This window comes from Streptomyces sp. NPDC002076 (genome assembly GCF_053593835.1).
Window position 1 is genome coordinate 140,090 of sequence record NZ_JBSFDI010000019.1, and the last position, 13,994, is coordinate 154,083.

At 72.2% G+C, this 13,994-nt stretch carries 16 protein-coding genes; 3 read left to right on the top strand and 13 right to left on the bottom strand.

Annotated features, from left to right (window positions below):
- Positions 1-55 precede the first annotated feature (55 nt).
- The 4 genes from ACWCQS_RS33265 to miaA all read right to left on the bottom strand — a co-directional run bounded on the left by ACWCQS_RS33265 (position 56) and on the right by miaA (position 5,367).
- A complete protein-coding gene (locus ACWCQS_RS33265) occupies positions 56-2,323 on the bottom strand; it encodes a RelA/SpoT family protein (protein ID WP_451007900.1) in 2,268 nt (755 codons plus the stop codon).
- A gap of 284 nt (positions 2,324-2,607) precedes the next feature.
- Entirely contained in the window at positions 2,608-3,483 is an 876-nt protein-coding gene (gene dapF / locus ACWCQS_RS33270) for a diaminopimelate epimerase (RefSeq protein WP_451007901.1), read from the bottom strand.
- Between the two features lie 46 nt (positions 3,484-3,529).
- Positions 3,530-4,054, bottom strand: coding sequence for a hypothetical protein (locus tag ACWCQS_RS33275; protein WP_451007952.1), 525 nt, complete (start codon positions 4,052-4,054; stop codon positions 3,530-3,532).
- Positions 4,055-4,428: 374 nt separating this feature from the next.
- Positions 4,429-5,367 carry a tRNA (adenosine(37)-N6)-dimethylallyltransferase MiaA gene (gene miaA, locus ACWCQS_RS33280; protein WP_451007902.1) on the bottom strand — a complete coding sequence of 313 codons (939 nt, stop codon included), beginning with the start codon at positions 5,365-5,367 and terminating at the stop codon, positions 4,429-4,431.
- A 182-nt stretch (positions 5,368-5,549) separates the two neighbouring features.
- Between miaA and ACWCQS_RS33285 the strand changes: the two genes are divergently transcribed.
- Entirely contained in the window at positions 5,550-5,843 is a 294-nt protein-coding gene (locus ACWCQS_RS33285; protein WP_451007903.1) for a hypothetical protein, read from the top strand.
- 24 nt (positions 5,844-5,867) lie between these two features.
- On the top strand, positions 5,868-6,161 hold the full coding sequence (locus ACWCQS_RS33290) for an antitoxin (RefSeq protein WP_451007904.1): 294 nt from the start codon (positions 5,868-5,870) through the stop codon (positions 6,159-6,161).
- A 152-nt stretch (positions 6,162-6,313) separates the two neighbouring features.
- On the opposite strand, the gene ACWCQS_RS33295 is transcribed toward ACWCQS_RS33290, so the two are convergent.
- Positions 6,314-7,027, bottom strand: a complete 714-nt coding sequence (locus tag ACWCQS_RS33295; protein WP_451007905.1) for a class III extradiol dioxygenase subunit B-like domain-containing protein — start codon at positions 7,025-7,027, stop codon at positions 6,314-6,316.
- Between the two features lie 89 nt (positions 7,028-7,116).
- Positions 7,117-8,646, bottom strand: a complete 1,530-nt coding sequence (gene miaB, locus ACWCQS_RS33300; RefSeq protein ID WP_451007906.1) for a tRNA (N6-isopentenyl adenosine(37)-C2)-methylthiotransferase MiaB — start codon at positions 8,644-8,646, stop codon at positions 7,117-7,119.
- A 216-nt stretch (positions 8,647-8,862) separates the two neighbouring features.
- On the opposite strand from miaB, the gene ACWCQS_RS33305 reads away from it, so the two are divergent.
- Positions 8,863-9,453 carry a GNAT family N-acetyltransferase gene (locus ACWCQS_RS33305; protein WP_451007907.1) on the top strand — a complete coding sequence of 197 codons (591 nt, stop codon included), beginning with the start codon at positions 8,863-8,865 and terminating at the stop codon, positions 9,451-9,453.
- A 133-nt stretch (positions 9,454-9,586) separates the two neighbouring features.
- On the opposite strand, the gene ACWCQS_RS33310 is transcribed toward ACWCQS_RS33305, so the two are convergent.
- The 7 genes from ACWCQS_RS33310 to ACWCQS_RS33340 all read right to left on the bottom strand — a co-directional run bounded on the left by ACWCQS_RS33310 (position 9,587) and on the right by ACWCQS_RS33340 (position 13,872).
- Complete coding sequence (locus ACWCQS_RS33310; protein WP_451007908.1) at positions 9,587-9,937, bottom strand: ArsR/SmtB family transcription factor; 351 nt, start codon at positions 9,935-9,937, stop codon at positions 9,587-9,589.
- 200 nt (positions 9,938-10,137) lie between these two features.
- Positions 10,138-10,488, bottom strand: coding sequence for a zinc ribbon domain-containing protein YjdM (locus ACWCQS_RS33315; RefSeq protein ID WP_451007909.1), 351 nt, complete (start codon positions 10,486-10,488; stop codon positions 10,138-10,140).
- A 60-nt stretch (positions 10,489-10,548) separates the two neighbouring features.
- Positions 10,549-10,944 (bottom strand): anti-sigma factor antagonist, encoded by a 396-nt coding sequence (locus ACWCQS_RS33320; protein WP_451007910.1) that lies wholly within the window; start codon positions 10,942-10,944, stop codon positions 10,549-10,551.
- Positions 10,945-10,979: 35 nt separating this feature from the next.
- Positions 10,980-11,396, bottom strand: a complete 417-nt coding sequence (locus tag ACWCQS_RS33325; protein WP_451007911.1) for an ATP-binding protein — start codon at positions 11,394-11,396, stop codon at positions 10,980-10,982.
- 9 nt (positions 11,397-11,405) lie between these two features.
- Positions 11,406-11,813 (bottom strand): pyridoxamine 5'-phosphate oxidase family protein, encoded by a 408-nt coding sequence (locus tag ACWCQS_RS33330; protein ID WP_451007912.1) that lies wholly within the window; start codon positions 11,811-11,813, stop codon positions 11,406-11,408.
- Complete coding sequence (locus tag ACWCQS_RS33335; RefSeq protein ID WP_451007913.1) at positions 11,810-13,534, bottom strand: SulP family inorganic anion transporter; 1,725 nt, start codon at positions 13,532-13,534, stop codon at positions 11,810-11,812. The genes ACWCQS_RS33330 and ACWCQS_RS33335 overlap by 4 nt, the downstream gene beginning before the upstream one ends.
- Positions 13,531-13,872 carry an ArsR/SmtB family transcription factor gene (locus tag ACWCQS_RS33340; protein ID WP_450985582.1) on the bottom strand — a complete coding sequence of 114 codons (342 nt, stop codon included), beginning with the start codon at positions 13,870-13,872 and terminating at the stop codon, positions 13,531-13,533. Before ACWCQS_RS33340 ends, ACWCQS_RS33335 begins: the two co-directional genes overlap by 4 nt.
- Between the last annotated feature and the right edge of the window lie 122 nt (positions 13,873-13,994).

Below are 13,994 nucleotides of genomic sequence, written 5' to 3' on the forward strand. Positions count from 1 at the left end.
GGCCCACCCGATCGGGTTCGGTTGGGAGGGCCTTCTGATCCAAGCGCGGCAGCCCTCAGGAGGCCGGGGCCTGATGCTGGGCGCGGGACACGTCGTACACGCCCGGGACGTCCCGCATGGCGCGCATCAGGGCCGGGAGGGCGGCCGCGTCGGGGAGCAGGAGGGTGTACGTGTGCCGTACCCGCTGCTGGCTGGGCGGCTCCACGGTCGCCGAGACGATGTCGACGCCCGTCGAGGAGATCGCCTCGGTGAGATCGGCGAGCAGATGGGGGCGACCGAACGATTCAGCGACCAGGGTGACCCGGCACTCGGTGGTGTCCCCCCAGCGCACCCCGATCTCCGCGCGCCCCCTGCCCTTCATATGCGCCACCGCGGCGCACTCCACCCGGTGCACGGTCACCACTCCCCCGCGTACCGCGAAGCCGGTGATCTCGTCGGGCGGCACGGGCGTACAGCACCGGGCGAGCCGTACGGAGGCCCCCGGCCGGTCCACGAGGACATCGGCGCCGCGAGAGCGGGCCGGGGAGCCGGCCTCGGCCGGCGCCGCGTCCGCCGGGCGGGGCGCGGTGGTGCCCGGGGCCGCATCGGCGTGCCGTGCGGGGGCGGTGCCCTCGGCGGTTTCGGCGCGGGTGCCGGTCATGTCCTCCGGGCCGGTGCCGCCGCCGGGGTGCGTCGCCAGCCAGCGCTGGATGGCGATGCGGGCGGCCGGGGTGTGGGCGTGCTCCAGCCATTCCCGGGAGGGCTCGGAGGCCGGGTCCTGGCCCATGAGGAGCTGGACGGTGTCGCCGTCCTTCAGGACGGTGCTGAGGGTGGCCAGGCGGCCGTTGACCCGGGCGCCGATGCAGGCGTGCGCGTCCTCGCCGTACTGGGCGTACGCGGCGTCCACGCAGGTGGCGCCCTCGGGCAGGCCGAGCGTGCCGCCGTCGGGGCGGAAGACGGTGATCTCGCGGTCCTGGGCGAGGTCCTCGCGCAGCGTGGACCAGAAGGTGTCGGGGTCGGGGGCGGCCTGCTGCCAGTCGAGGAGCCGGGAGAGCCAGCCGGGACGGGTGGGGTCGGCGCGCTCACCGTCGGCGGGGGCGTCGGATGCGGCAGCGGGGGCGTACGGGTTGCCGAGGGCGACGACGCCGGCCTCGGCGACCTTGTGCATCTGGTGGGTGCGGATGAGGACTTCGACGACCTGGGCGGCGATGGGGGTCCCCCCGGGCGAGTCGGTTCGAGCCTGGGGGAGGGCGACGGCCGTGTGCAGCGACTGGTACAGGTTGAACTTCGGTACGGCGATGAAGTCCTTGAACTCCGAGACGACCGGGGTCATGCACGTGTGCAGTTCGCCGAGGACGGCGTAGCAGTCGGCGTCCTCGTTCACCAGCACGAGCAGGCGGCCGAAGTCGGTGCCGCGCAGCTGTCCGCGTTTGCGGGCCACGCGGTGGACGGAGACGAAGTGCCGCGGGCGGATGAGGACTTCGGCCTGGATGCCGGCCTCGCGCAGCACGCCGCGCATCTCGTCGGCGACCTCGCCGAGCGGGTCGTCGGGGCGCGCGGCGTTCTCGGCGATGAGCTCGCGCGTGTGCTCGTACTCCTCGGGGTGCAGGATGGCGAAGACCAGGTCCTCCATCTCGGTCTTCAGGGCCTGCACGCCGAGGCGTTCGGCGAGCGGGATGAGGACGTCGCGGGTGACCTTGGCGATCCGCGCCTGTTTCTCCGGGCGCATCACGCCGAGGGTGCGCATGTTGTGCAGGCGGTCGGCGAGTTTGATCGACATCACGCGCACGTCACTGCCGGTGGCGACGAGCATCTTGCGGAAGGTCTCCGGCTCGGCGGCGGCTCCGTAGTCGACCTTCTCCAGTTTTGTGACGCCGTCGACGAGATAACGAACCTCCTCGCCGAACTGTTCCCGCACCTGGTCGAGCGTCACATCGGTGTCCTCGACGGTGTCGTGGAGCAGCGAGGCCGTCAAGGTCGTGGTCTCGGCGCCGAGTTCGGCGAGGATCAGGGTCACGGCGAGCGGGTGGGTGATGTACGGTTCACCGCTCTTGCGCATCTGGCCGCGGTGCGAGGACTCCGCGAGGACGTAGGCGCGGCGCAGCGGGTCGAGGTCCGCGTCGGGGTGATGGGCGCGGTGCGCCTCCACGACATGGCTGATGGCGTCGGGCAGTCTGCCGCGCACGGCGGGGCCGAGCAGCGCGGCCCGGCCGAGCCTGCGCAGGTCGATCCGGGGCCGGGACTTCCTGCGGTCCGCCCTGGGCACCGCGGGGGCGGTGGCCGCCGCGGACGCGGTGGGCGCTACCGGGCCAGGGGTCGCAGGGTTCGTGGCCTCCGCACTCATGGGCACCTCCGGCTCGTGGACCGGCGGACGGAGGCCCCAGGGCGTACGCGGCTCAGGGATGGCGACGTTCCCCCGTCCGTGCCGGTGCTTGATGCTATCGAGCCCACCACGCCCGACCGACCGCCTCTCGCCGAGCGTGAAACGGATCACCCATTCGAGCGATGAAAAGGAGGTTTAGGGTTTGCGCCAACTGCCTTGGTCCCGGCCGCCGTTTCCAACGCCCCGGGGCACCGGAAACCGCTGATCCGGAAGCCGTGGGGCGTCCCCCACGCGGTCACGCCGCATCAGCGAAGGGCGTTTTCCAGCCATTCACCGTCGATCTCGCCCTCGGCGACGATCACGGCGGGTCCGGTCATCTCGATCTCACCGTCGGGCCGCTCGGTGATGACCAGACGGCCGCCGGGCAGGTCGACGGTGTACGTGGCCGGGGTTCCGGTGACGGCCGGGTCGGCCCCGTCACGCCGAGCGGCGGCCACGGCGACGGCGCACGCGCCCGTGCCGCACGAGCGGGTCTCGCCGGAGCCGCGCTCGTGCACGCGCATGGCGACGTGGCCGGGGCCTCGGTCGACGACGAACTCGACGTTGACCCCGTCGGGGTAGGCGGCGGCCGGGCTGAACGGCGGCGGGTCGTACAGGGTGCCGGCCTGTGCGAGGTCGTCGACGAAGGCGACCGCGTGCGGGTTGCCCATGTTCACGTTGCGGGCGGGCCAGCTGTGCTCGCCGACGCTCACCGTGACCTCGCCCTCCGGCAGGCGGGCGCGGCCCATGCCGACGGTGATGTCACCGTCCTTCGCGATGTGGACCGTCTTCACGCCCGCGCGCGTGGCGATCGCGAGGTCGCCCTCGCCCACCTGCCCGGCGTGCTGGAGGTAGCGCGCGAACACACGGACTCCGTTGCCGCACATCTCGGCGACCGAGCCGTCGCCGTTGCGGTAGTCCATGAACCACTCGGCCTCGGCCGCCATCGCCCTGGCCTCCGGGTGCGCGGCGGAACGCACGACGTGCAGCACCCCGTCGCCGCCGATGCCGGCCCGGCGGTCGCACAGGGCGGCGACGGCGGCCGGGCTCAGGTCGAGGGCGTTCTCCGGGTCCGGGACGATCACGAAGTCGTTCTCGGTGCCGTGGCCCTTGAGGAAGGGGATCCGCGTGCGCGTGCTCATTCCTCGATCGTAAAGGACGGCAGCGGTCACTCTGCGGACCGGTTGTTCAGCGCAGCCTTGCCACGCGCCAGACCGCGAGGACCACGACCACGGCCACCAGGAGGACGTATCCGAGTACGACCCGCCAGTCCGGGCGCTGATCCGAGCCCCGTGGTGGGAGGCCGGGCCAGGTGTAGCCCACGCGGCGGGCGGCCATCATGCCCCAGCCGGCGGCGCAGGAGCAGATCAGCAGGCCGAGCATGGCGATGACGGCGCCGCTGTCGCCGAAGTCGAAGGCGAGCGGGAAGGCGAACATCAGGGAGCCGACGGCGGACAGTCCCACGATGGGAGCGAGCTGCCAGAGGCGGAGCCTGCGCTGCGGGCGCAGCTCGACCTCGACCTCCGGACCGCCCGGGTACATCTCCTCGGGCGTCGGCCCGTCGTCGGTCACACCGTCCGGCGTCTCGTCGGGACCGTCGTCGGTCAGCCGGTCCGCGGTGAGCCAGGGGCCGACGAGCCGGTCGTCGGTGAGACGGTCATCGGTGAGCCGGGGGCCGACGAGCCGGTCGTCGGTGAGACGGTCATCGGTCAGCCGGGGGCCGACGAGCCGACCGTCGGTGCGGCCGTCATCGGTGAGGCGGGCCTCCGCCGGCCGGCCTTCGGCCTCCGCCGGCAGGTCCCCAGCCCGACGGGCCTCGGGCAGCCGGTGGCCGGCCGGGCGGTCTCCGTTCAGACGCTCTTCGGTCAGAGGGTCCTCGCCCGGGCAGTCGTCGGTCAGACGGCCGCCGGGGTCCGGTTCGTCACCCGCAGTGGTGACGTGCTCGGTACTCTGTGCGGTGTCGCGAGGGCCGGCCTCCATCGCCACGCGCCCTCCCAACTAGGCTCCACTTGGTCGATCGAAGCTCGATGATGGCACGGCACCGAAGGCCTCGATGACCGGCGGCGCATCCCGATGCCATGACGTGATCAGGCTGTAACCGGTCGTTCGACCAACGCCAGGGCCTGGTGCGGAAGTTCCCCGCGGTCGGCCACGGCCCCACTCAACCAGTGCACCCGGGGATCGCGCCTGAACCACGAATCCTGACGGCGCGCGAAGCGCTTGGTCGCGCGTACGGTCTCGGCCAGGGCTTCCGCTTCGGTGCACTCTCCGGCGAGCGCCGCGAGCACCTGCTGGTAACCCAGCGCACGCGACGCCGTGCGCCCCTCGCGCAACCCCTGCGCCTCCAGCGCGCGCACCTCGTCCACGAGGCCCGCCTCCCACATCCGGTCGACACGGCGCGCGATGCGCTCGTCGAGCTCCGGACGAGCCACGTCGACTCCGATCTGGACGGTGTCGTACACGGAGTCGTGACCCGGCAGATTGGCGGTGAAGGGCCGGCCGGTGATCTCGATCACTTCCAGCGCCCGGACGATACGGCGGCCGTTGCTGGGCAGGATCGCGCGGCCGGCCTCGGGGTCGGCGGCGGCCAGCCGGGCGTGCAGCGCACCCGAGCCGCGCAGGGCCAGCTCCTCCTCCAGGCGGGCGCGGACCTCGGGGTCGGTACCGGGGAACTCCAGGTTGTCGACGGCCCCCCGGACGTACAGGCCGGAGCCGCCGACCAGGATCGGCCAGCGGCCCTCGGCGAGCAGTGCGTCGATCCGGGCGCGGGCCAGTTTCTGGTACTCGGCGACAGAGGCGGTGACCGTCACGTCCCAGATGTCCAGCAGGTGGTGCGGGATGCCGCCGCGCTCCTCGGGCGTCAGCTTGGCGGTGCCGATGTCCATCCCTCGGTACAGCTGCATGGAGTCCGCGTTGACGACCTCCCCGCCGAGCTGTTGGGCCAGGAAAACACCGAGATCGGACTTTCCGGCCGCGGTGGGTCCGACGACGGCGATGACACGGGGGGTGGAGGGTGCACTGCTCACCGCACCAGTCTCGCAAACCTCCAGGCCGTGCCTCGAACGAGTTACGTGACGGGTGGAGTTGCGGGTCGTTGCCCGAGGCGGATACCGCCATCCGGATCACCGGAGGCGGTGACCCGGGCGGCGCAACCGTACGCACCGGGTAACGCGGGAATTCGCCCGCACGAGTACCGTATGGAGTGGATATGGGCGTTTTTGCTCGATTCTTCGGAAGGTCGAAGACGACTCCGGAGACCTCGGCCGCCGAGGCACCGGCCGGTGCGGAGCCGGAAGGAGCCGAGGCGGAGGAAGCGGAGTCGGCGAAGGCCGAGGCGGCCGGGTCGGCGCAGGCGACGGGGTCGGCCGGGGGCGAGAGCGAGGACGCGGCGACGCGGTCGGACGCCGCCGCGGACGACGCGTCCGACGGCTCCGGCATCCCCAGGCAGCAGTCCGCCGAGGAGGCCGCCGACAACGAGGCCGGCGAGGGCGCCCGCAGGTAACTGCCCCGCGAGGGAAGGTGGACCATGGGTCTGATGGACAACATGAAGGCCAAGCTCGGCCCGGCCAGGGACAAGGTGTCGGACCTCGCGCGACAGCACGGGGACAAGGTCCAGCACGGTATCGACAAGGCCGCGAAGGCCGTGGACGACCGGACCAAGCACAAGTACAGCGAGAAGATCCACGCGGGCACCGGCAAGGCCAAGCACGCGGTCGACCGACTCGCGCACAAGGAAGGTCACGGCCCGGAGCGGGCCGGCGGCAATCCGACGACCCCCACCCGGCCCACCCCGCCGGAGGGCCCGCCACCGGCTTCCTGAGCCTCCGGGACGGCGGCACACGAGCCTGCCGGACGGCATGCGGCCGTACGGCAGGCGGATCGGCGGACGGTCGTGGAGCACAGCGGCTCCCGGCCGTCCGCCGGTTCCGCCTGTGCCGGGAGTTCCCGGGACCGGGTGGCCACCGAGCCGCGCTAGGACCAGGTGGCCACCACGTATCCCACGCCGTACGGTGCGTCCTCGTACAACAGTGCGCCGCTGAGGTCGGCGCCCTCGGCGGCGCCGGCCAGGACCTGCCAGGGCGCCCGGCCGGAGGCCTTCAGTTCGTGTGCCAGCTCGGCGTCCAGCGCCTGGACGGCCGCCACGTCCGCCGCGCCCAGCGCCCTGGCGACCTCCGCGTCGAAGGGTGCCGCCCGCTCGTCCAGGTAACCCGGCGCCTTGACCGTGCGGCACGCGCTGGCGTCTCCCATCACCAGCAGCGCCACCCGCCCGGCCCTGGCGCCGATCTCCCTTCCGGCTTCGACGCACCGCTCGGGCGCGAGCGGTTCCCCGACACCGAGTCCCTCGATCGGGGCATCCGCCCAGCCGGTCCGCTCCAGCAGCCAGGCGCCGACGGCCAGCGACGGCGGCAGCTCGCGCTCGGAGACGGCCTCCTCGGCGGGGCCCAGGCGGACCTCCACGTCGACCCCGAAGCCGCGGAAGGACCCCGGAGTGCCCTGCGGAAACGATCCGCGCCCGCTCTGCTCGGCGGGCCCGACGACCACCAGGAGGTCCGGGCGGGAAGCGGCGAGCACACCGAGCGCGTCGGCGCAGGCCGCGCGCGCGGCATCCATTTCGTGCGCGGCGCCCGCAGCCACCTCGGGCACGATCAGCGGAGGGCAGGGACAGACTGCGGCTGCGACAAGCATGATCGGCAGGGTACGCCGTACGGCAGCCGCCGGCCGAGTCGGTCCTCGATGAGCACGCCGGTCAGGTCGCTCTCTGTCGTGGCGGGCCCTCAGTCGCAGCCGCAGCCGCTTGCCGTGGCGACCGGCAGCGGCTCCGGCACTCCGATCCTCGGCAGGCCCAGCATGACGCCGGCCGGCTTGGCGGCCTCGGCGGCGTTGCGCTTCTCCCAGGCGTCCCCCGCGCGCGTGCGGCGCACGGAGAGGACGGGGCCCTCGGCGAGGAGGTGGTGCGGGGCGGCGTACGTCACCTCGACCGTGACCACGTCACCGGGGCGGACCTCCTGCTCCGGCTTGGTGAAGTGGACGAGGCGATTGTCCGGGGCGCGGCCGGAGAGCCGGTGCGTGGCGCCGTCCTTGCGCCCCTCGCCCTCGGCCACCATCAGTTCCAGCGTGCGGCCGACCTGCTTCTTGTTCTCCTCCCAGGAGATCTCCTCCTGGAGGGCGACGAGCCGCTCGTAGCGCGCCTGGACGACCTCCTTGGGGATCTGGTTCTCCATGGTCGCGGCCGGGGTGCCGGGCCGCTTGGAGTACTGGAAGGTGAAGGCCTGCGCGAAGCGCGCCTCACGGACCACGTGCAGGGTCTGCTCGAAGTCCTCCTCGGTCTCGCCGGGGAAGCCCACGATGATGTCGGTGGTGATCGCGGCGTGCGGGATGGCGGCCCGCACCTTCTCGATGATCCCCAGGTAACGCTCCTGCCGGTAGGAGCGGCGCATCGCCTTCAGCACGGTGTCCGAGCCGGACTGCAGCGGCATGTGCAGCTGCGGCATCACGTTCGGCGTCTCTGCCATGGCGGCGATGACGTCGTCGGTGAAGTCACGGGGGTGCGGGGAGGTGAAGCGGACCCGCTCCAGGCCCTCGATCTTCCCGCAGGCGCGCAGCAGCTTGCTGAAGGCCTCGCGGTCGCCGATGTCGGAGCCGTACGCGTTGACGTTCTGGCCCAGCAGCGTGATCTCGGAGACACCCTCGGCGACCAGCGCCTCCACTTCGGCGAGGATGTCGCCGGGCCGGCGGTCCTTCTCCTTGCCGCGCAGGGCCGGGACGATACAGAAGGTGCAGGTGTTGTTGCAGCCGACGGAGATCGACACCCAGGCCGCGTAGGCGCTCTCGCGCCGGGTCGGCAGCGTGGAGGGGAAGGCCTCCAGCGACTCGGCGATCTCGACCTGCGCCTCCTCCTGCACGCGGGCGCGCTCCAGCAGGACCGGCAGCTTGCCGATGTTGTGCGTGCCGAAGACGACGTCCACCCAGGGCGCCTTCTTCACGATGGTGTCGCGGTCCTTCTGCGCGAGGCAGCCGCCGACCGCGATCTGCATGCCGGGCCGCGAGGCCTTCTTCGGCGCGAGCCTGCCGAGGTTGCCGTACAGCCGGTTGTCGGCGTTCTCCCGTACGGCGCAGGTGTTGAACACGACCACGTCCGCGTCCCCGTCCGACCCCTCGGGGGCCCGCACATACCCGGCGTCTTCGAGCAGGCCGGCCAACCGCTCGGAATCGTGGACGTTCATCTGGCACCCGTAGGTGCGCACTTCATAGGTCTTGGGTGCTTGAACGTCCACTGCGGGGCTCCGGTCGCTGCTGCTGGTCATGCGTAAAGGGTAGGCCGTCCCCGGAGAACCCCGCCCCGGGCTCCGCCGCGGTGGGCCGGGACGAGTTGGCCGACGCGGTGACGAGGGGTGATCGGGTTTCCGGTTCCGCTGTCTCCTGCGGCAAAGGCCGAGACCGTCGGCGATCGGAGTGCGGCCCGCGCCGGGGGGACGGATAACCGGTGTCGCATCCCTCGATGCCTCTGACAGGATGCGTCCATGATCCCGTTGTCACCGGTGCCCCCGGTCGTCCCCGCAGGCCGGATGGCCCAGCTCCAGCAGCCGGTGCTCGATCTGCCCCACGGCCTGGAGCTGCGGCCGTGGCACGTCGACGACGCCGGTGTCCTGGTGGCCGCCGGTCAGGATCCGGCCATACGGAAGTGGAACCGCCTGGACGTGGGGTCACCGGAGGGCGCGCGCCGGAGGATCGAGCGGATGCACCGGCGCTGGCAGACCGAGGAGGCCGCGATCTGGGCCATCGCCCGGGCGGACGGCGGCGAGGCCCTGGGCCTGATCGGATGGGGGGACATCGATCTCGCCGACGGCAACGCCGAGATCCTCTACTGGATCCTGCCCGCCGCACGAGGCGGCGGTGTCGTCGCCGAAGCAACCCGGGTTGTCAGCCGGTGGGCCCTCGACGAGCTGGGCCTGCACCGGCTCCGTCTGTGCCACTCGACCGCGAATTCCGCATCCTGCCGCGTGGCGGAGAAGGCCGGCTACTCCTACGAGGGCACCCAGCGCAGCGCGCTGCTGCACGAGGACGGATGGCACGACGAGCATCTGCACGCCCTGGTGCAGGGAGACATCTGAGACCGTCAGAGGTCGTTGCCCGCGCGGGCAGGGTGAAGCACGGGCGCCATACCGCTCAGCGTCGTACAGCGGTTGATGGCCGCCGACGGCGCGGCTGGGGCCACGCCCGTGTCCGCTCTGGAGACGGACTTCGCTACGCCGGCGGCTTCCCCTCGCCCTGCGCGGCCTGCAGGTCGGCGAGGAGTTCGGCCTGGCCGGCGAGCACGCCGGAGAGGATCGTACGGGCCACGCGCAGCAGTTCGGTGACGTGCGGGCTGGTGAGCGAGTAGTACACGGTCGAGCCCTCCTTCCGGGTCTTGACCAGGTTGGCCCGCCGCAGCACGGCGAGTTGCTGTGAGAGGTGCGCGGGCTCGATGCCCACCTCGGGCAGCATCTCCGCGACCGCGTGCTCGCGCTCGCTCAGCAGTTCCAGGACACGGATGCGGGCCGGGTGACCGAGCGTCTTGAAGAACTCGGCCTTCAGCTGGTACAGCGGCGTACTCACCTGGCCGTCCCCTCCCCGGTACAGCGGCACGGCCCCGCCGGCCGGGCCTCGGCGCATCGCATCCACCCACTCGTCACGAACATGCGGCCCATCCTCGCCTGCGCACGCGGCCAAGCCGAATCCGCAGGTGAGGACGGGGGCCGCGGACGCGAAGCCGCCCGGGACGTCGTCCCGGGCGGTCGGCACGGCGAGGTGTCGGGTCAGGCCTTCTTGACCACGCTGGACTTGAGCTGCATGGCGCCGAACCCGTCGACCTTGCAGTCGATGTCGTGGCCGTCCACGCCGTCGACGAGGCGGATGTTGCGCACCTTGGTACCCGCCTTGATCCCGGTGGGGCTGCCCTTGACCTTGAGCGTCTTGACCACCGTCACGGTGTCACCGTCGGCGAGCACGTTGCCCACCGCGTCCCTGATCACCTTGGCCCCGGCATCACCTGCGGACTCCGCGGACGGCGACCATTCGTGCCCGCACTCGGGGCAGACCAGGAGCGTACCCATCTCGTAGGTGTACGCACCGGAGCATTCGGGGCAGGAGGGAAGGTTGTCACTCATGGCACAGGGGTCTTTCCGTCGGTGAGCGGGTGTGTGGGTCGGGCGGGGGTCAAGGGAGTGTCAGGCGGGCCAGCCGTCGGTGCGCCATGCCTGGTGCCCCTCCTCGGGGGCCGATGGGTGCCGGGCATGGGCGGCGCGGGCGGCGGCCAGGTCGCAGTGGACGCGGATGTCCGGGCAGTCGCCGGTCGGGACCAGCGGGCCGTCGGCGGGGATGGCGGCCAGTTCCAGGCTACGTCCCGCCCCGGCGAGGCGGCGTGCGGCCTCGGCGATGGCCAGCTGGCCCTCGGCGGACCAACTGAGCAGCTCGGTCAGGTCGAGGATGACCGGTCCGGTGCCGCGGGCGACCACCCAGCCGACCGCGCCACCGAAGCGACGGACCGCCTCCGGGCCCAGATATCCGGCGACGGAGAGGATGCCGAGATCCTGCTCGATGGTGTAGCGCCACTCGATGGTCATGGGGGTGAACTTCCTTGCGGTCCGGCCCGTCGGGTTCAGAGGGGGAGGGTGATCCAGATGCTCTTGCCCCGCCCGTCGGCGTCCGCGCGGACCACCGCGGTGGCGCCGAGCTCCCGGGTCAGCTCCATGACGGTGGCCAGTCCGCCGGTCCCGCCGCCGGAGGCGCCGTGCAGCGGAGGCTGGTAGGGGTGACGGTCGTGGACGGCGAAGGCCAGGCAGTCCGGGCCCGCGGCGTAGATCACGGTCAGCTGCGGGGAGAGGACGGCGGCGTGCCGGACGCTGTTGGTCACCAGCTCGCCCAGGATCAGCAAGGCCGGGTCCACGGCGGGGTGGCGCAGGCCGATCCCCCACTCCGTCAGGGCCTGTTCGGCCGTCTCGCGGGCCGTCCGCACAGCGGCCGGCGTGGTCGGCAGGGTGAGCACATGCCGGTGGGGAAGGGCTTCGCGGCGCATGGACGTCACTCATGCCTCCACGCGGGCGAGGCGGAAACCGGTGACGGTCTTGGGCTGCAGGCGCAGCAGGGTGTCGTGCGGGCCGTGCGTCCAGCCGGACAGGGTGCGCAGATAGTGAGCGGCCTCGTCGGGATCCGTGATCACCTGGGCCGGCCCGGACACGGTGACCGTCCAGCCGGTGCCGGTCACCGTGCGGATCTCGTCCACGTGGTACGTCGCCGTCGCGGGCACCGCCGTGGCCGGGGCCGGAGTACGGACGACAAGACGGCCGTACTCCCACACATGCCGGGCGGGCCGCACCACGGTCAGGTCCCGCTGCGCGTAGGCCAGCCGTCCCAGGCTGCTGCCCTCCAGCAGCCACAGGGTCTCCGCGCCGGAGACCTCGACCATGCGGAGGGGACCGGGGGGAGTGCTCATCGCAGGGCTTCCTCGCTGGAGGTTCGGGGCTTGTGGTGGGGAGGTGCGGGCAGGAGTCCGGCGAGTTGCAGGTGGTCGCGAGCGCCTCGGATCGCCTCCGGGGTGGTGGCGTAGTCCCGGCCGGCGTGCCGCAGCAGCGCCAGCGCGCCGACGGAGTCAAGGACCTGGCGCTGGCCAGGGCGTATCCCGGAGGCCAGGACGAGGATGCCGCGCCGTGTCAGCTTCTCCACCGCGTCCTTGAGGACCAGCGCCCCGGTGGCGTCCATGGTCGACACCCGCGACATGCGCAGGATGACCACCCGGACGTCGGCCACATCGGTCAGCTCCAGCAGGAAGCGGTGCGCGGCGGCGAAGAACAGCGGCCCGTCGATGCGGTAGGCGACGATGTGCTCGGCCAGCAGGGCGTGCTCCTCGGCGCTGTGGTCGCCCCGGTCGAGGGGCACCTGGTCGAAGCGGGCCTGCTTGGCCACGGCGCGCAGGGCCAGGGCGCCCGCCACGACCAGGCCGATGATCACGGCGTAGACGAGGTCCAGGACGAGGGTCGCCGCGGCGGTGAGGACGAGAATCAGCGCGTCCGAGCGGGTCGCCTTCGCCATCGCCCACAGCGAGCCGACCTCGACCATGCGGATAGCGGTGGCCAGCAGTACTCCGGCCAGGGCGGCCAGCGGGATCCTCGAGACAAGGGGCGCCGCCGCGAAGACGATCACTGCGAGCACCGCGGCGTGGGTGAGGGCGGCCAGCCGGGAGCCCGCGCCGGTGCGGACATTGACCGCGGTGCGGGCGATCGCACCGGTAGCGGGGACGCCGCCGAAGAGCGGGGCGGCGATATTGGCGAGGCCCTGCCCGAACAGCTCCCGGTCCGGGTCGTGTTTCTGCCCCACCGTCATCCCGTCCGCGACCGAGGCGGACAGCAGTGACTCCAGGGCCGCGAGCGCCGCCACGGCCACGGCCGGACCGAGCAGGGTGCCGAGCGAACCGAGGTCCAGGAAACCGAGGGACGGCGCGGGCAGCCCGGACGGCAGGTCGCCGATCGGCTTCGCCGCGTCCAGCCGCGCGCACTGGGACACGACGGTCGCCGCGATGACCGCGAGGATGGAGAACGGGACGGTCGGCCACCGGCGGGCGCCGATCAGCATGACCACGGCCACCGCCCCGGCGAATCCGACCGCCGTCCAGTTCGGATGCCGCGCGAACGCTTCGACGGCCCGCCAGGTCACCACCAGCACCCGGTCACCCTCGGGCTTGGGCACGCCGAGCGCGTTCGGGACCTGTTGGAGCCCGATCACGCAGGCGATGCCGAGAGTGAAGCCCTCGACCACGGGTGCGGGCACGTATTGCATGTACTTGCCGGCCCGCAGCGCGGCCAACGCCACAAGCATGAGGCCCGCCATCAGCCCGACGGTCAGTACGCCGGTCGGCCCGTACTTGCCGACGATCGGCACCAGCACCACGGTCATGGCTCCGGTGGGCCCGGACACCTGGAGATTGGACCCGCCGAACAGCGCGGCGAGCGCGCCGGCGACCACGGCGGTCGCCAGTCCCGCCGCGGCGCCGAGACCGGAGGAGACGCCGAAGCCGAGCGCGAGCGGCAGCGCCACGATCGCCACGGTGAGACCGGCCAGCAGGTCCCGCCGGGGGTCGCGGCGCATGTCTGCCAGGTCGGCGCGGGCGGGCAGGAGTGCGGTGAGCCGGGCCTTCGCCCCGCTGATCCCCGAAGTCATCGCGCGGCGACCTCGGCGTCCCGCAGCTCGGCCAGCAGTTCGCTACGGCCGGCGAGCATCTCGGTCAGGATCCGGCGCGCGGCCTTCATCAGGTCGGCGACGTCCCCTCCGGCCAGCTCGTAGACGACGGTCGATCCCTCCCGGGTGGCGGTGACGATCCCGGACCGGCGCAGCACCGCCAACTGCTGGGACAGGCTCGAGGGTTCCACCTCGATGGCGGCCAGCAGGTCCCGCACCGGCCGCGGTCCGTCCTGCAGCAGTTCCAGCACCCGGATCCGTACGGGATGCCCCAGCATCCGGAAGAACTCGGCCTTGGCCTGGTACAGCGGAACGGACACGAGCCCTCGGCTTCCCTACGACGCGGCCCGCATGGGAGCGGACACCATAAACAAAGCATCTAACCAATTGCGAAATTTTGCAATTCCGCATGTGCGGCTCACGAACGTGTGCGCGTCGGCGC